At 61.8% G+C, this 16,029-nt stretch carries 18 protein-coding genes; 10 read left to right on the forward strand and 8 right to left on the reverse strand.

Annotated elements, in window-relative coordinates; all coding sequences use genetic code 11:
- Window positions 1–71: 71 nt before the first annotated feature.
- Window positions 72–1,736, forward strand: a complete 1,665-nt coding sequence (gene pckA, locus KF821_09360; protein MBX3006015.1) for a phosphoenolpyruvate carboxykinase (ATP) — start codon at window positions 72–74, stop codon at window positions 1,734–1,736.
- Window positions 1,737–1,820: 84 nt separating this feature from the next.
- On the opposite strand, the gene KF821_09365 is transcribed toward pckA, so the two are convergent.
- Together KF821_09365 and KF821_09370 are read right to left on the reverse strand one after the other, a co-directional pair.
- Window positions 1,821–2,183 carry a four helix bundle protein gene (locus KF821_09365; protein ID MBX3006016.1) on the reverse strand — a complete coding sequence of 121 codons (363 nt, stop codon included), beginning with the start codon at window positions 2,181–2,183 and terminating at the stop codon, window positions 1,821–1,823.
- A 52-nt stretch (window positions 2,184–2,235) separates the two neighbouring features.
- Window positions 2,236–3,192, reverse strand: coding sequence for an FAD-binding oxidoreductase (locus KF821_09370; protein ID MBX3006017.1), 957 nt, complete (start codon window positions 3,190–3,192; stop codon window positions 2,236–2,238).
- A 324-nt stretch (window positions 3,193–3,516) separates the two neighbouring features.
- On the opposite strand from KF821_09370, the gene KF821_09375 reads away from it, so the two are divergent.
- The 5 genes from KF821_09375 (at window position 3,517) to KF821_09395 (ending at window position 8,734) form a co-directional block, all read left to right on the forward strand.
- A complete protein-coding gene (locus tag KF821_09375; GenBank protein MBX3006018.1) occupies window positions 3,517–4,692 on the forward strand; it encodes a BMP family ABC transporter substrate-binding protein in 1,176 nt (391 codons plus the stop codon).
- Between the two features lie 64 nt (window positions 4,693–4,756).
- On the forward strand, window positions 4,757–6,247 hold the full coding sequence (locus KF821_09380; protein ID MBX3006019.1) for an ATP-binding cassette domain-containing protein: 1,491 nt from the start codon (window positions 4,757–4,759) through the stop codon (window positions 6,245–6,247).
- The gene (locus tag KF821_09385) at window positions 6,244–7,299 is read left to right on the forward strand and encodes an ABC transporter permease (protein ID MBX3006020.1); all 1,056 of its coding nucleotides are present in this window, start codon (window positions 6,244–6,246) and stop codon (window positions 7,297–7,299) included. The genes KF821_09380 and KF821_09385 overlap by 4 nt, the downstream gene beginning before the upstream one ends.
- A complete protein-coding gene (locus KF821_09390; protein MBX3006021.1) occupies window positions 7,292–8,266 on the forward strand; it encodes an ABC transporter permease in 975 nt (324 codons plus the stop codon). The genes KF821_09385 and KF821_09390 overlap by 8 nt, the downstream gene beginning before the upstream one ends.
- Entirely contained in the window at window positions 8,267–8,734 is a 468-nt protein-coding gene (locus KF821_09395; GenBank protein ID MBX3006022.1) for an isoprenylcysteine carboxylmethyltransferase family protein, read from the forward strand.
- Window positions 8,735–8,821: 87 nt separating this feature from the next.
- Here the strand turns inward: KF821_09395 and KF821_09400 are convergent, their stop codons facing one another.
- Genes KF821_09400 through KF821_09410 form a run of 3 tightly spaced genes read right to left on the reverse strand, consistent with a single transcriptional unit; the run spans window position 8,822 to window position 10,727 of the window.
- Window positions 8,822–9,709: an EamA family transporter gene (locus tag KF821_09400; protein MBX3006023.1), complete on the reverse strand. Its 888-nt coding sequence runs from the start codon at window positions 9,707–9,709 to the stop codon at window positions 8,822–8,824.
- Between the two features lie 41 nt (window positions 9,710–9,750).
- Window positions 9,751–9,999, reverse strand: coding sequence for a DUF1272 domain-containing protein (locus KF821_09405; protein ID MBX3006024.1), 249 nt, complete (start codon window positions 9,997–9,999; stop codon window positions 9,751–9,753).
- Between the two features lie 47 nt (window positions 10,000–10,046).
- Complete coding sequence (locus KF821_09410; GenBank protein ID MBX3006025.1) at window positions 10,047–10,727, reverse strand: META domain-containing protein; 681 nt, start codon at window positions 10,725–10,727, stop codon at window positions 10,047–10,049.
- Between the two features lie 180 nt (window positions 10,728–10,907).
- Here KF821_09410 and KF821_09415 point away from each other — a divergent pair, with 180 nt between their 5' ends.
- Window positions 10,908–11,255 (forward strand): hypothetical protein, encoded by a 348-nt coding sequence (locus KF821_09415; GenBank protein MBX3006026.1) that lies wholly within the window; start codon window positions 10,908–10,910, stop codon window positions 11,253–11,255.
- A gap of 93 nt (window positions 11,256–11,348) precedes the next feature.
- On the opposite strand, the gene rpsU is transcribed toward KF821_09415, so the two are convergent.
- Complete coding sequence (gene rpsU / locus KF821_09420) at window positions 11,349–11,582, reverse strand: 30S ribosomal protein S21 (protein ID MBX3006027.1); 234 nt, start codon at window positions 11,580–11,582, stop codon at window positions 11,349–11,351.
- Window positions 11,583–11,706: 124 nt separating this feature from the next.
- On the opposite strand from rpsU, the gene polX reads away from it, so the two are divergent.
- The 3 genes from polX to KF821_09435 all read left to right on the forward strand — a co-directional run bounded on the left by polX (window position 11,707) and on the right by KF821_09435 (window position 15,007).
- Window positions 11,707–13,434 (forward strand): DNA polymerase/3'-5' exonuclease PolX, encoded by a 1,728-nt coding sequence (gene polX / locus KF821_09425; protein MBX3006028.1) that lies wholly within the window; start codon window positions 11,707–11,709, stop codon window positions 13,432–13,434.
- Between the two features lie 16 nt (window positions 13,435–13,450).
- Window positions 13,451–14,134 (forward strand): hypothetical protein, encoded by a 684-nt coding sequence (locus KF821_09430; protein MBX3006029.1) that lies wholly within the window; start codon window positions 13,451–13,453, stop codon window positions 14,132–14,134.
- A 63-nt stretch (window positions 14,135–14,197) separates the two neighbouring features.
- The gene (locus tag KF821_09435) at window positions 14,198–15,007 is read left to right on the forward strand and encodes an HD domain-containing protein (protein MBX3006030.1); all 810 of its coding nucleotides are present in this window, start codon (window positions 14,198–14,200) and stop codon (window positions 15,005–15,007) included.
- On the opposite strand, the gene KF821_09440 is transcribed toward KF821_09435, so the two are convergent.
- Together KF821_09440 and KF821_09445 are read right to left on the reverse strand one after the other, a co-directional pair.
- Window positions 15,004–15,444: a hypothetical protein gene (locus KF821_09440; GenBank protein MBX3006031.1), complete on the reverse strand. Its 441-nt coding sequence runs from the start codon at window positions 15,442–15,444 to the stop codon at window positions 15,004–15,006. The two genes, KF821_09435 and KF821_09440, sit on opposite strands and share 4 nt — an antisense overlap.
- Complete coding sequence (locus tag KF821_09445; protein MBX3006032.1) at window positions 15,441–15,998, reverse strand: GNAT family N-acetyltransferase; 558 nt, start codon at window positions 15,996–15,998, stop codon at window positions 15,441–15,443. Before KF821_09445 ends, KF821_09440 begins: the two co-directional genes overlap by 4 nt.
- Window positions 15,999–16,029 lie beyond the last annotated feature (31 nt).

Here is a 16,029-nt window from a genome sequence, read left to right on the forward strand (position 1 = left end):
CGATTTTAACCCCCTATGGATTGCTGATACAATTTTTAGGCCTTTTTACAACCAAAGCTAGAGGAGCTTGAATGCCGGCTAAAAAGAAGTTGCTACGCAAATCAACCAGCAAGACCAAGACCACTCCAGTGAAGAAATCCAAGACTGTCAAAAAGACAGCCGCCCGTAAGCCTGCCAAGGCTGCGGCATTAAACCTCAAGAAAGCCTTCTACAACCTAAACACAGCCGAAAGCTACGAGCACGCCGTACGCAATGGCGAAGTGATGCTCACGGCCGATGGCCCGCTGAACGCGGTGACCACCCCGCACACCGGGCGCTCGCCCAAGGATCGCTTCGTGGTGCGCGAGAGCTACAGCGAGAACGATGTGCACTGGGGCAACGTCAATGTAGAAGTAGACGAGAAGGTCTTCGACCGTCTACACCAGAAGATGGTGGCCTACCTCAACAAGCAGCCCAAGCTGTACGTGCGTGAGGTCTACGCCTGCGCCGACCCGGCTTACGAAATGCCGGTGCGCTTCGTCTCCACCTCGGCCTGGCACATGCTCTTCGTCAAGAACATGTTCCGCCATAAAGCAGACATGAGCAGCTTCGACGCTGAGTTCACCGTGTTGCACGCGCCTGAGATGCAGGCCAATCCCAAAACGGATGGCGTGCGCTCAGGCACCTTCATTGTGCTCAACCTGGCCAAGAAAATGGTGCTGATCGGCGGCACGCGCTACGCTGGCGAGCTCAAGAAATCTATCTTCTCTTCGCTCAACTACCTGCTGCCCAAGCAGGGTGTGCTCTCGATGCACTGCTCGGCCAACGTGGGCAGTGACCGGCGCACGGCGCTGTTCTTTGGCCTCTCGGGCACCGGCAAGACCACCCTCTCGGCTGACCCGAACCGCGCCCTGATCGGTGACGATGAGCACGGCTGGAGCGAAAACGGGGTCTTCAATATCGAAGGCGGCTGCTACGCCAAGGTGATCAAGCTCTCACAGGAAGCCGAGCCGGATATCTGGGCCGCCTCGCACCGCTATGGCACCGTGCTCGAAAACGTGGTGCTGAATCCGGACCGCACGCTCAATCTGGATAGCGACGAAATTACCGAGAACACTCGCTCCGCATACCCCCTCAACTTCAACTCCAATACAGACCCAGACGGCATGGCCGGCCACCCCAACCACATCGTGTTCCTGAGCGCCGATGCGTGGGGCGTGCTGCCGCCGATCTCGAAGCTGACGCCCGAGCAGGCCATGTACTACTTCCTCTCCGGCTACACCGCCAAGCTGGCTGGCACCGAGCGCGGCGTCACCGAGCCACAGGCCACCTTCTCGGCCTGCTTCGGTGAGGTGTTTATGGTGTGGGACCCCACGGTCTACGCCGAGATGCTGGCCAAGAAGATGGCCGAGCACAACACGCAGGCCTGGCTGGTCAACACCGGCTGGACTGGCGGCCCCTACGGCGTGGGCAGCCGCATGAAGATTGGCTACACGCGTGCCATGGTGCGCGCCGCGGTGGAGGGCCGCCTGGATGGTATCGGTACCCAGACTGACCCCATCTTCGGCCTGGCCATCCCCACCAGCGCACCAGACGTGCCCAGCGAGGTGCTGAACCCGCGCGAGACCTGGGCCGACAAAGCTGCCTACGATACGCAGGCGGCCAAGCTGGCGGCGGAGTTCCACAAGAACTTCAAACGCTTTGAAGGAAGCGCCAGCGCGGCCATCAAGGGCGCAGGGCCGATTTCAAAAGGATGAAGGATAAAGGCGGAAGGATGAAAATCCTTGCGTCCTCGCACTAACCAGAGACGGAAGGAGTACTCCTTCCGTCTCTGGTTTAAGCTAGCGAGACTTAACTCGCTTTACGATGGTAACGAAGATGGCCAACAGCTCATTTGTTTCTTTTTGGACAGCCGCAAGTGTTTCTGAGCTGCTTGGATTAATCTCGATTAGCAGATCAAGCCAATACAAAACTTCTTCCAGTTCTTGAAGTGAACCTTCAATTTTTGTTACAAAATCCTTGTTCGATTTTGCGCGTTGGGCCTCCGCATACTGTGCTCCTACAGAGGTGCCAGCTCTAAGCAACTGTTTGCCAAGTACCTGTGCTTCGGTCGTCTTGGGCAAACTTGAATACATCCTGATAATCTGAATAGCAAAGGCTCTTGTTCGTTTCTTTAAATCCTGAGAGTTTTGATCTGTATTCATTCTTCCGCCCTCATCCTTTGCCTTCTTGCTCTCATCTTTGCTTTTTCATCCTTCATCCTTCCTCCCTCATCCTTTGCACTACTTCTTCCGCGCACCCCCAACTGAGCGTAAAGCCTGCCCCGCCGTGGCCGTAGTTGTGCACAACGATCGCCTCGCCGATGCGCTCCGCCTCCAAGCGCACCTCGTGGCGCACCGGGCGCAAGCCCACACCGGCGGAGACAATTTGCACATCAGCGAAGGCCGGGTGCAGGTTGGCGGCCTTGCGCAGAATCTCGGCCTGGTCTGCAGCGCGCACGCGGGTATCCCAATCATCGGTCTGTGCCGTGCCGCCCAGCACCACATCAGCGCTGCGCGGGATGATGTAGCCCAACCCATTCGGCCCCTCGTCGTCCAGGATACTGTGCACGACCCCATTCGGGCGCACCTTCACCACCTGGCCGCGCACCGGGCGCACGCTCTCGTCGCCAAACAGGTTTCGCGAGCCCAGGCCAGTGCAATTTACAATATGCGTGCTCTCGGCGGCGGCTTCCTCGATGCTGCTCACCTCGCGCTGCACGATCTGGCCGCCCAGGCGCACGAACCACGGCACCAGATAATCCATGTACACGCTGGTATCGATGACGATCGACTCGGTCTCGAAGCCGTCTGCATACCCAGCCGGCAGCTCGGCGGCGGCCAGCCGGCGGTAGCCTGCCACCGCGCCCGCCCACCACGGCGTCTCGACCGGGTGGGCGTACAGGTCTTGCACCAGGGTCGGGCGGCAACCGCTGGCCGCGTCCGGCAGCAGGTGCTGCTTGAAGTAGGCCAGCGTGCGGCTGGCCCACGGCGCCACCCGCTCGATGGGCTGTGCCAGATACGGGAACCACAGCGCGGCGGCCTGGTTAGAGGTGGTGTACGGCGGCAGCTCACGCGCCCAGATGGTGACAGCCCAGCCTGCCTGCAACAGCAGGATGCCGCTGCTCAGCCCAGACACGCCACAGCCGAGGACAAGCACAGATCTTTGCGTCATGCGCCCATTCTAGACCCACTTTGGTACCAATTTGGGCAAAACGCTTGACTCTGTGAAAAAGTACCTGTATATTGTGGCCTTACTCTCTCTACCCGCCATGTATACGCCCAATCCCTGAGGACGCATGCGCGGTTTCTCTCCCCACTCCGAGACGAAATCGCTACTCGGGGAGGAGTGTAAGCCACAGCCGAAATCACGTCCCATCATCTTGATGGGACGTTTGTTTTTCCCCATAAAGCAGCAAAGCTGAGGAGGTGACCGCAAACACGCTCACCGCTCTCAGCTTTTTTGTTTTCTGACCAACTTTATTTGGAGGAAGAGAAGATGCATAAGAAGGTACTGTTGTTGCTTGCCCTCACCGCCTTAGTGCTGGCCGCCTGTGGCGCTAGCACCCCCAGCGGAGAAAACTTCACCTTTGGCGTGATTTTGGTTGGCCCGCAAAACGACCACGGCTGGAGCCAGGCGCATTACGAGGGCGGCCAGTATGTGGTGGAAAACCTGCCCGGCGCCGAGATGATCGTGTTCGAGTCGCTCAACCCAGCGGACAAGCCCGAAGCCACGCTGGAAGGCGTGGTGGATGAGATGGTGGCACAAGGCGCAACCCTGATCATCACCACCTCCGATGAATTCGAGGAGGACACCACCACGGTGGCCGCCAAGTATCCTGAGGTCACCTTCGTCAACGTCTCCGGTGATGATGCGCTCACCGGCGAAGGCCCGGCCAACCTGAGCAACATCATGGGCCGCATGGAAGAAATGAAGGCCATCGCCGGCTGTGCCGCCGCCCTCACCACGCAAACCGGCCAGCTTGGCTATGTGGGCCCGCTCATCAACCACGAAACGCTGCGCCTCACTGCCTCGGCTTATCTGGGTGCCCAGCACTGCTACGAAACCTACCGCGGCCTGGATGCCGATGATCTGGAGTTCACGGTGAGCTGGATCGGCTTCTGGTTCAACATTCCCGGCGTCACCAGCGACCCCACCGAAGTCACTACCAACTTCATCGACACGGGTGTGGATGTGGTGCTCAGCGGCATTGACACCACCGAGGCCATCAACGTGGCTGGCCAGCGTGCCGCCGCGGGTGACGCGGTATGGGCTGTGCCGTATGACTACCTGGCCGCCTGCGACAACGCCCCTGACATCTGCCTGGGTGTGCCCTTCTTCAACTGGGGACCCGACTATCTGGCCCTGGCCACTGCGGTTGTAGATGGCAGCTGGACGCAGAGCTGGGTGTGGAGCGGCCCGAACTGGGCTGACCTGAGCGACTTGGACAGCAGCGCTGTGGGTTGGCTCAACGGCCCCGGCCTGAGCGAAGAGGCCGCCGCCGATCTGGCGGATTACATCAGCAAGCTAGCCAGCGGTGAAGTAGCCGTGTGGACTGGCCCCATCAACCTGCAAGACGGCTCTGCCTACATCGCAGCCGGTGAAGTGGGTAGCGATGAGCAGGTCTGGTACCTGCCGCAACTCATCGAAGGGATGAACGGCCCGAGCCAGTAATCAAACTGCCGGTGGGCGTATATACGCCCACCGGCAGTTTTTCTGGTCTACTAGCACACACATCATGCAGGTACATCTCAACACAATTCGCAAGCAATTTGGTGCTCAGGGTGCTAGCACCGAAGGTGCTAGCACCCTAGTAGCCAATGATGACATTACGCTGCTGTTTGAGCCTGGGCGCATATATGGGCTGCTGGGCGAGAACGGCGCGGGTAAAAGCACCTTGATGAAGATCTTGTCTGGCTATCAGCAGCCGGACAGCGGCGAGATCCTGTTGGGGGGCGTAGTGCAGCATTTCACCTCGCCGCGCCAGGCGCTGGCCGCCGGGGTGGGCATGCTGTATCAAGAGCCGCTGGATGTGCCCGTCTTCACCGTGCTCGAAAATTTTCTGCTCGGCCGCGCGCCGGATGGCCAGACGCCGCGGCAGGCTGCCACGGCGCTGGTGCAACTGGCGCAGCGCTATAGCTTTGAAGTAGACCCGCACGAGCGCATCGAAACGCTGAGTATGGGTGAGCGCCAGCAGTTGGAGCTGCTGCGCCTGCTGGCAGGCGGCGCTCAAGTGCTGATTCTAGATGAGCCCACCACTGGCATCAGCGCCGAGCAAAAAGACCTGCTCTTCGCCTCCATGCGCACCCTGGCGCGCGAGGAAGGCAAGACCCTCATCCTGGTCTCGCACAAGCTGGATGAGGTGCAAGAGCTGTGCGACCATGCCTACGTGCTGCGCAAAGGGCGCTATGTTGGCGGGCGCAACCTGCCCTGCCCCACGGCGGAGCTGGTGACGCTGATGTTCGAGCAATTGCCGCCGCGTCCAGAACGCCGCCAGACTACACACACGCAAAAGGCGTTGGAGCTGCGGTCCGCCAGCGTGCACACACCGCGCCTACAACTAGCCCCGGCTAGCCTGCAAGTGCAGGCTGGCCAAGTGCTCGGCCTCGCCGGGCTGGAGGGCAGCGGGCAGGAGCTGCTGCTGCGCGCCTGCGCCGGGCTGCTACCGCTGGCGGCGGGCAGCCTGTGGCTCAGTGGTGAGCGCCAGCCTGAATGGAATTACCCGCTGGCCCGCCAGCGCGGCGTGGGTTATCTGGCCGCCGGCCGCCTGGAAGAAGGCTTGATTGCGGGCCTGACCCTGACCGAGCACATGGCGCTGGTCAGCCATGCGCACGGGCTGCTGGTCGATTGGCCACAGAACCGCCAACTGGCCGCCGAGCACATTGCCACCTATCAGGTGGTAGGCCAACCGGAATCTGCTATTGAGACATTATCAGGCGGCAACCAACAACGCTTCTTGTTCGCCATGCTGCCCAAGGATTTGAAATTGATACTGATGGAACATCCCACCCGTGGCCTGGATATTCGCTCGACGGATTGGATCTGGGAGCAACTGGACCAACGCCGTGCCAATGGCACCGCCATCGTATTCATCTCGGCGGATCTCGACGAAGTAGCGGCGCGCAGCGACCAGATCGCCGTTTTCTCTGGCGGGCAGTTGCTACGCAGCGTGGCCGCCGCCGAAACCAACGCAGACGAACTCGGCCACCTGATCGGCGGTGCAGTGTGAGCAGCAAGCGGCCCTTCATCCAACGTATTTGGCCGCTGCTGCCCGGGCTGGCCGCCCTGCTCATCACTACCCTGCTCCTGATGGGCATGGGTACCAACCCAGTCGATGCCTACGCCGCCATGTGGCAGGGCGCCTTTGGCAGCAGCGCCCGCTTGTATAGCGTGCTGGCCTTCCTGGTGCCGCTGCTGCTGGCCGCCAGCGGCCTGCTGCTCACCTTCAAAGCCGGTTTATGGAACATTGGCATCGAGGGCCAGATAATCATGGGGGCGATTGCCGCCTCATGGGTGGCCTTGCGCGTGGAGTTGCCGGCCGGCCTGCAAATTCCGCTGGAGCTGCTGGCCGCTATGGCGGGCGGCGGCCTGTGGGCACTGCTGGCAGGCGTACTAAAGACGCGTGGCGGCGTGCACGAGATCTTTGGCGGGCTGGCGCTCAACAATCTGGCGATCCTGTTCACGAATTACTTGATTGCCGGCCCGTGGCAGCCGCCCGAGGGCGGCAGCTTCCGCGGTACGCAAACTTTCGGCGCGCATGCGCTGCTACCTTTGTTTGACAACTCACGCCTCAGCCTGCTCTCGCTGGCGTTGGCGGTGTTGGCCTTCGCCGGGGTGGCACTGCTGCTGACCAACAGCCACTGGGGGCTGCGCCTTAAGGCGCTGGGCAAGAATGCGCGCTCAGCGTTCTTGCTGGGCGTATCCAGCCAGCGCGAGCTGCTGCTGGCCATGGCGCTGTGCGGCGCGCTGGCTGGCCTGGGTGGCGGGGTGCGTGTACTAAGCTGGTTTGACAGCTTACGCCAGAGCATCTCTGGCGGCATTGGTTACCTGGCGCTGATGGTGGTGCTGCTGGCTGGCTTCCGCCTGGTGCTGACCCCGCTAGTGGCCTTCTTCTTCTCGGCCGTGCTCAATGGCAGTATCACCCTGCAACTGCGTACGCAGTTGCACTCAGCCCTGGGTGATATTCTGACCGGCATCCTCGTACTCTTGGTGCTGCTGTTTGGCAACTACGAACGCGTGCGCAATGCGCTACAAAAACGCCGGAGGGCGCAGCATGGATAGCACTCAACTCATCGCCATTCTGGCGTCCATCCTGTTGCAATCGGCGCCGCTGATCATTGCCGTGTGCGGCGAAACCATCAGCGAGCGCGCCGGCGTGATCAATCTTTCGATGGATGGCAGCCTGCTGCTCTCGGCGCTGGCGGGCTTTGTGGCCGCGCTGGTCACGAGCAGCTTGTGGCTCGGATTTCTGGCTGCCGCGGCGGTGGGCGCAGTCTTCGCTGCCATCGTGGCTTTCGGCAGCCTAAAGCTGCGCCAGAACCAAGTAGCGATCGGCTTCGTGCTGGCCATGCTGGGCGACAGCCTGAGCGCCTTCCTAGGCCAGAGCTACACGCGCCTGCCCGGGCCGAGCGTACCGGTCTGGCACATCCCCGTGCTCAAAGACATTCCCGTGCTCGGCCCCATCGTCTTCCGCCAGGATGCAGTGGTGTACTTTGCCCTGCTGCTGGTAGCGGCTACCTGGTGGTTCTTGTTCCGCACGCGTGCCGGGTTGGAACTGCGCAGCGCCGGCGAGCGCCCCGAGGCGGCTTTCAGCCGCGGTGTGGATGTGCGCAAGTTGCGCACTCTCTACGCCATCCTGGGCGGTGCGCTGGTGGGCATTGCCGGAGCGGCGTATTCGCTGGATATCAAAATTGGTTGGGCCGAAGGGCACACGCGTGGCATGGGCTGGATTGCGCTGGCAATCGTCATCTTTGGCGGCTGGTCACCGCTGCGCGGCGCCATCGGCGCGCTGTTGTTTGGCGCCACCAAAGCGCTGGCCACCCTACTGCAGCGCAGCTTCCCACAAGTGGCGCTGGTGGCCTTCAACGCCATCCCCTGGGTGCTAATGATCGCGGTGCTGCTCATCGTGAGCGGCAAGCTGGCCGCGCCCCTGCTGGCGCGTGCCCCCGCCGCCGTGCGGCGGCCGTTACGCAGCCTGCTGCAAGCCGCGCCCCCGGTGGCCCTGGGCCAGGAGCTGGAGGAGGGTTAGATGCTGCGTCACGCCTTGGCCGTGCTGCTGTTGCCTTTTGTGGTCACGGTAGCCATCCCCGCTTATCTGATAAGCCAATTTGGCACGGGCCAGCCGGGGCCGTGGCAACAGGCGGCAGGGGTGCTGCTGTTCGCCGCGGGACTGAGTGTTTTTACTTGGTGCGTAAGCTTGTTCGTGTGCGTGGGCCGCGGCACGCTGGCGCCATGGGACCCTACTACGGCGTTGGTGGCGGTGGGCCCCTACCGCTATGTGCGTAATCCGATGATCACTGGTGTGGCCGCGATGCTATTTGGCCAAGCGGTCTACTTTAGCTCTATCGCTTTGGGCATCTTCAGCGCGGTTTTTGTCGCCCTCAACCACATTTACTTTGTGTATTCTGAAGAGCCTGGATTGGAACAGCGCTTTGGGGACGGGTATCGGCAATACAAAGCCTCCGTGCCGCGCTGGCTACCGCGAGGGAAGCGGTAAATACCAGGCCGGTTAGCACCCTCACCCCACGCAGCGAAGCTGCGTGGGGTGAGGGTTTTAGCCAAAGCCAAATATAAAAAGTGCCTGCTAGGCGTTGGCTGTACGCTGGCGCCTACTAACCACGATCACATTGCCTAAGAGCACCAGCGCAATGCCCGCAAACTCAAACCAGCCCAACTGCAAGCCTTCAAAGATCACCGAGAGCGCCAGGGCGATCATCGGCACCATCACATTCACATAGGCGGCGCGGTCTGCGCCGATGCGCCCCAGCAGGGTAAGGTAGCTGCCGAAGGCAATCACCGAGCCGAACAGCGCCAGATAGAGCAGCGAGCCGACATAGCTCAGCGAGGGGTCAAAGGTGAATTGCGTGCCGCGTGCGAGGGCAAACAGTAGCGTGAGCAGCGCGCCGTACAGCATGCCATAGGCGTTGGTTTGCATCACCGGCAGTTGGGCGCGCTGGTTGCGCGCCGAGACGATGTTGCCCAGCGAAGCCGAGAGCGCCGCCAGCATGCCGAGGGTGATGCCGATCCATCGCGTGCCTTGCATCTGTAGCCCGGCCACCTCCGGCCAGAAGATGAGCGCTACGCCGATCACGCCGACAAAGGCGCCCAGCAAAATGCGGGCACTGACGGCCGTGCGCAGGAACAGCGCGCCAAACAGCACGTTGAGAACGATCAGCGCAGAAAACAGCACCGCTACCAGGCCACTGGTGACGTACAGCTCAGAGAAGTACACCATCACATAGTTGAGCGAGAACAACAGCAGGCCTTGCAGCGCCATGAAGGCGTGCTGGCGGCGGTTGAAGCGCAAGGTCAGCCCGCGCCATTTGCTATAAACAAACAAGATCAACGCGCTCAGCAGAAAGCGATAGGCCACTGAAAGCTCTGGGGCCACCGCCCCCAATTGAAACTTGATCGCCAGCCAGGTAGAACCCCAAATGAACACAGGGATGAGATACAACAGGGTATTGCCCACAGTCACTCCAGAGGATGGGTGTGAATAACTAGAAAAGAAACTTAGTTTGCTTCCGGCGCGCAGCCCGCAGGCTTGTACACCCGCTGCGTAGACGCGGGATGCTGGGCCAGCTCGTGCGCCGGCCGCACGGGCCGGCGCACGAGGTCTCCGCCACAATTGGGGCACACAAAGCCCAGCCGGTCGGCGGCGCAGGCCGCGCAGAAGGTGCACTCGAAGGAGCAGATGTAGGCTTCTGCCGCAGGCGGCAGATCCACATCACAACATTCGCAATTAGGGCGCAACTCTAGCATCGTAACCTCGTGGGCGCGTCTCAGATGAAGCTATGCCTCGATCGAAGCTACGCTTCGGGCGAGAAGTCCATCGTGCCGCCCTCGCCGCCGAGGTGCAATTCCAGCACGCCGTCCGCGCTAATCGTGTAGCTCTCCACCAGGCCGAGCTGGGCGTAGAAATCGCCTTCGTTCGAGCCTTCGCAGAACATGCGCGTGGTGGCGATCACCGGCAGGCTCACGCGTTGCTGCGCGCCGACCACAAAGCCACCCCGGCCCGCATTGCAATCCGTTTCGATGAGCGCCAGGCCATCCTCATTGAATGTGAGGATGAAGGCGCCTGCCGTGCTGGGATCAGTGGTCTGGCCGTTGGCCACCGTCTGCAGCCATACCCAACGATTTTCGAGCAGGGCGCTGACCGGTTGCAGGGTCAGGCCGGCGGGGGCGATGTGATTGAGGTCATCCACCAAAAAGAGCGAGTCGTCATCCTCGCGGCCAAAGGTGAGGATGCGGCCATCAAAAGTAAGATCCAGCGAATCGTTGCTGCCCAGCCAGGTGCCCTCATCGATCTGAGGCGGCTGGCCGTCGCCAGGGTCTTGCGTCAGGCGCACATTGCCATCCGCGCCCAGCCACAAACGGATCACCTGCCCCTCCAGGTTGCCTTGGTAGTATCCGGGGTATCCCCCATCCGGCGTGGCACAGCCCGCCAGCAAAAGCGTAAAACAAAAACCCAGCACCAGCTTTTTAAACATAGGTCTCCTGTTGCGTTGAGCCCAAAGGCCACGCGGCTTAAATCATACTGCGCAAATTGTGTGAAAAGCAGAACAAATGCCTCTGCTCTCTATTTCACAATGAGAACTTGCACATATTCTCAAGGGTTGTTTAAGGTGAGCGGCGATTGCCGTAATGCATCATTTCTCAAGGAGAGAAAGATGGATCTTGGAAACATCGGTAAGTGGCTTTGGATCGTGGGTCTCGCGTTGGCCTTGATTTGGGGGCTGGCTGGGGCACTGGGCATGGGGCTGCCTGAGATTCTGGCGACCGTTGCCCAGGCTGCGGCCTTCCTGGGAGGCCTGCTGCACTTGAGCAGCATGAAGGACAAGACGGCATTTTACATTGCCGCGCTGGCCTTAGGCGCCTTTGCTGGTGGCGCCGGCTCCCTGTTTGTAGACATCCTGGGTGGCATTGTGGCCGGCCTGCTGGGTGGTGCCGCGGTGGCCGCGGCCGCCGGTGCGGCGGGTATGCTGCTCAAGACGGTTTATGAGTGGGTGATGCCCTAGTCTTCGTTGTGGATTTATACAAAAGAGCGGGGCCAACGCCCCGCTCTTTTGCTTAACAAGAAAAGCGGCCCTTCGGGGCCGCTTTTAATGAAACTAGGAGTTGGAAGCGCCAGACGAAGTGGGCCTGGGCTTGGGCTTCCAGCCCGAGAGCCGGCGTTGCGCTTTGCGGATGGCTTTTTGCTTCTCCATGCGGCGCTGCTCATTGGTTGAAATGAACCAGCGCTTGCGGCGCACCGTGCTGAGCACCTTGCTGCGAGCGACTTTCTTGCGGAAGCGCTTGAGCAGGGAGCCTTGCGACTCACCGGGCCTGAGAACAACTTTGGGCAAACCTAACACCACCTTTCCATCGTGGACTGCCGCCTGCCTTACATAAATAAAGCGTTCGACGTGAACGCTATACCCAAATACAGCCGGAAGCGCAAGAATTATAACACGCGCGTATAATCCGCCAATGACCAATAAAGAGCTGGCCGATACCTTTTTGCTGATCGCTAACCTGCTGGAGATCAAAGGGGAAGTGGTCTACAAGACCCTGGCCTACCGCAAAGCCTCAGAAAACCTGACCAATCTCGGCCGTGATGTCAACGTGATCTGGCAAGAGGGCGGCCAAAAGGCCCTGCTGGAGATCCCCGGCGTCGGCAAGGCGATCGCCGAAAAGATCGACGAGCTGCTCAGCAGCGGTCAGATGAGCTTCCTCGAGAAGCTCAAAAAAGAAGTGCCCGAAGAGCTGGCCAGCCTGCTGCGCATCCCCGATCTAGGCCCCAAGAAGATTGCCATGTTCTACAAAGAGCTGGGCATCAAGAGCATCGACGAGCTCAAAGCTGCCGCCCTGGATGGCAAGCTGCGTGACCTGCCCGGCATGGGCGCCAAGTCTGAGGCCAAGATCCTCACCGGCATCGAGGCGCTGGGCCGCCGCAGCGGGCGCCTGCCACTGGGCACGGTGTGGCCCTTTGCGCAGGAGCTGCTGGAGAGCCTGCGCACGGTGAAGGGCGTGAAGCGCGCCGAGGTGGCCGGCAGCCTGCGGCGCATGCGCGCCAGCATCGGCGATATTGATATTCTGGTGTCATCGACCGATCCGCAGCAGGTTATCAAAGCGTTCACCGAGGCGCCCAATGTGGCACGCGTCACCGGCAGCGGCACGGTCAAATCCGGCGTGGAGTTCCATAACGGCATGCGCGGCCAGATCTGGGTGCACGAGCCGGCGCGCTTCGGCACCGCGCTGCAATACGCCACCGGCTCCAAGGAGCACAATGTGCGCCTGCGCGAGATGGCGCTGGATCTGGGCCTCTCGCTGTCGGATCAATCCTTCCTGAAAGAAGACGGGAGCGAGATCCTGTGTGCCCGCGAAGAAGAGGTCTACCAACTGCTGGGCATGGATTGGGTGCCGCCCGAAATTCGTGAAGACCGCGGCGAGATCCAATTGGCGCTGGAGCACAAGCTACCCACCTTGATCGAAGTCAAGCATATTAAAGCCGAGCTACACAGCCACACCACCTGGAGCGATGGCCAGCTCAGCATCGCTGAGATGGCCACGGCGGCGATCGCCCGCGGCTACAAAGTGCTGGCGATCACCGATCACTCCGCCGCCATCGGTATCCTCAACGGGCTCACGCCGGAGAAGGTGCTGGAGCAACGCAAAGAGATCGAGCAGGTGCGCAAGCAAGTGGGTGACCAACTGACCCTGCTGCAAGGCGTGGAAGTGGAAGTGCGCGCCGACGGCACGTTGGACCTGCCCGATGAGGTGCTGGCCTCGCTGGATATCGTGGTGGCCTCGATCCACCAAAGCATGCGCCAGCCGCGCGCTCAGATCACCGAACGCATGCTGGCTGCCATCCACCACCCGCATGTCGATATCATCGGCCACCCCACCAACCGCAAGCTGCCCGATCGCGAAGGCGCAGACCTGGATATGGACGCGGTGCTCAAAGCCGCCGCTGAAACGGACACGGCGCTGGAGATCAACGCTAACCCGGCCCGCCTGGATCTGGACGATGTGCAGGCGCGCCGGGCGGTGGAGATGGGCATCAAGCTTTCGATCAATACAGACGCCCACCACCCTGATCATATGGATTTTCTGTTCTATGGAGTGGCTACCGCCCGGCGTGGCTGGGTAGCACCCAAAAATGTTGTTAATAGCTGGACGCCCAAACAACTGCTAGACTGGTTAAACAGCGCATAAGCTAAAAGGGGCCGAGATGAGCGAAGAACACGAAAACCCACTGGTTCAGTTCATTACTTTGCTCCTCGCGTTTGTGGCCTACGCCCTGCTGGTGCATCTCGGCTATCCATACCTGGGCAACATCGCCGCTAGCGCGGCGGTGTTCCCAGTGATGGTGGTGGGCTGGCAAACCGGCCTGGGCGGCGGCATGCTGGCCGCCATGGCCTCGATCCCGCTCAACCTGGCCATGCTGTTATTGGCCGGCTCCAGCCCGCGCGAAGCCCCGTTGCAAGTCCTCTTCAGCACGCTGATCGTGTGCTTCTGTGCGATCAGCGCCGGCTACATCAGCGAGACACGCAAAGAGCTTTTGAAGGAAATTCGCCTGCGCGAGGCCGCCGAGAAAGCGCTGCATTATCTGAACGCGCGCTTGGAAGGCAAAGTACAAACGCGCACGCGCCAACTGACCAATCTGAATAGCCAACTGACCAGCGAGCTACAGGCGCGCAAGCGCGCCCAGGCTGGCTTGAAGTATCGCGAGACGATCCTGGAAACGATCGCGGGCATCGCCGAAGATACGCTCAAGGCCGATAAGTACATCGAGCCCATTCCCGATATTCTCAAGAGCCTGGGCCGCGCCGCGCATGCCCAGCGCGTGCGCCTGTTTGAAAACGTGCCGCGCCGTGACAGTACGCAGAGCGTGCTGGTGCTGCGCAAAGAATAGGTAGCCAGTGAGGCACGCCAGCACCCGCGCGGCCCACAGCGGCTCAACCTGGAGGAGCACGGCTTGCAGCGCTGGCAAGTGCAACTGGCCGCCGGCCAGCCAGTGCGCGAGCGCCTGCCGCTGGGGCCGGGGGCCAAGCGCGGCTCGCTGCTGGCGACGCCAATCTTCGTCGGCGCCCAGTGGTGGGGCGGCATCAGCCTGGCCAGCCTGGACCGGCCGCGCCGCTGGGGCGGCGCCGAGCTGGACCTGCTGCGGGCGGTGGCCGATATCCTCGGGGCGCACATCCAGCGCGAGCTGGAATACGAGCGCACACTGCTGGGCTGGGCGCGCGCCCTGGAGCTACGCGACGAGGATACCGAAGGCCACACCCAGCGCGTGGCGCACCTGGCCGTGGAATTTGCCGAGACGTTGGGCTACAGTGATTCAGACATTACTGACGTACGCCGCGGCGCCCTGCTGCACGATATTGGCAAGATGGGCGTGCCCGATGCAATTCTCAACAAACCCGGCAAGCTCACCGAGAACGAATGGCGCATCATGCGCCGCCACCCGTTGTACGCGCGCGATATGCTCGCACCGATCGTCTTCCTGCATTCCGCCTTGCCGATCCCCTATGCGCACCACGAACGCTGGAACGGCAGCGGCTACCCGCGCCGCCTGAAAGGCAAGCGCATCCCCGCTGCGGCGCGCTTGTTCGCCCTGGTGGATGTGTGGGATGCACTGACCAGTGACCGGCCCTACCGCCTGGCCTGGTCCGCCGAGAAGGCCGCGCAGTATCTGCGCGAGCATGCTGGCATTCTATTCGACCCGCATATGACCCCGGCCTTTTTGCAAATGATGACCGAGTTGGGCGAATTGCCAGCCAAGGCTTAACGCGCGCCGAGCAGCCAGCGATTGAGTTGGCGTAAAAAGGGGCTCACCTCGGCCGGGGGCAGCCACACGCCAGGCGGTTGCGCATGGCCGAGCAGCAGCAGGCCAATACCCACATCTTCGAAGACAACTGAGCTGCGGTATTTGTTCAGCGCCGGGCGATACGAATTTGCCGGCGCTGCCGCGGCGTTGGAAAGATCGACCGCCAAGGCCAAGCGCACGTCTGCATCGCTGTGGCGCGCCGCCAACAGGCGCTGCAGCCCGGCGTCAAACGCCTGGCGGTAGTCCGTGGGCGGGGGCGTGGCGGGCAACACAGCCAGGCCGAGGCGCGCCGCTGCGGCCACATATCCGGCATCCAAGCCGGGCAGGGCTGCGCCGCGCCGGTAGCCCGCCGCGGCCAGGGCGCTATCGGCGGCAGCGAGCAGCTCGGCGGGCGTCATGCCGCCACGCGCTTGGCCATCAGGATGTCGGGCTTGCCGGGGCCGTTGGCATCAGGGATCACGCCGATCACGGCATAGCCCAGCTTTCGGTAGAAGCCGAAAGGGTGCCCTTTGCGGTCTGCCAGCGCGGCCAAATGCTTCAGCGGATCGGGAAACAGGTCTTGCCCGGCTAGCGAGGTCATGCCGTCTTCGTCATCACTGCCGAGCATCACAATACGGCCGCGGCGTGCCACCACCTGGCGCTCAAGATCGGCCACCAGCGCGCGCCCCACCCCCTGGCGCTGGTAGGCCGGGGCCACCGCCAACGGGTGCAGCTCCCACACCTCGCCATCATATTGGCGGATGCCGCCAACCCAGCCCAGCACCTCTTCGGCGGCCAGCGCCACGCGGCACACGCGCGCCGGATCGGCAAATTCCTCCAGCTCGGCCTGGGCCGCGGCCAGCGTCGGCCAGGCATCGGGCCAGTGGGCGGCAAAGGCCGCCACTAGAATATGCGCCATGGCAGCGCGCGGCGCGGCGGCCAGGCTGGCGGCATCCACAATCTGTATCTGCATGCTGAGATTATTGCATAAAACGCGGGGCGGG

This window comes from Anaerolineales bacterium, assembly GCA_019637755.1.
Classification (GTDB): domain Bacteria; phylum Chloroflexota; class Anaerolineae; order Anaerolineales; family UBA11579; genus JAMCZK01.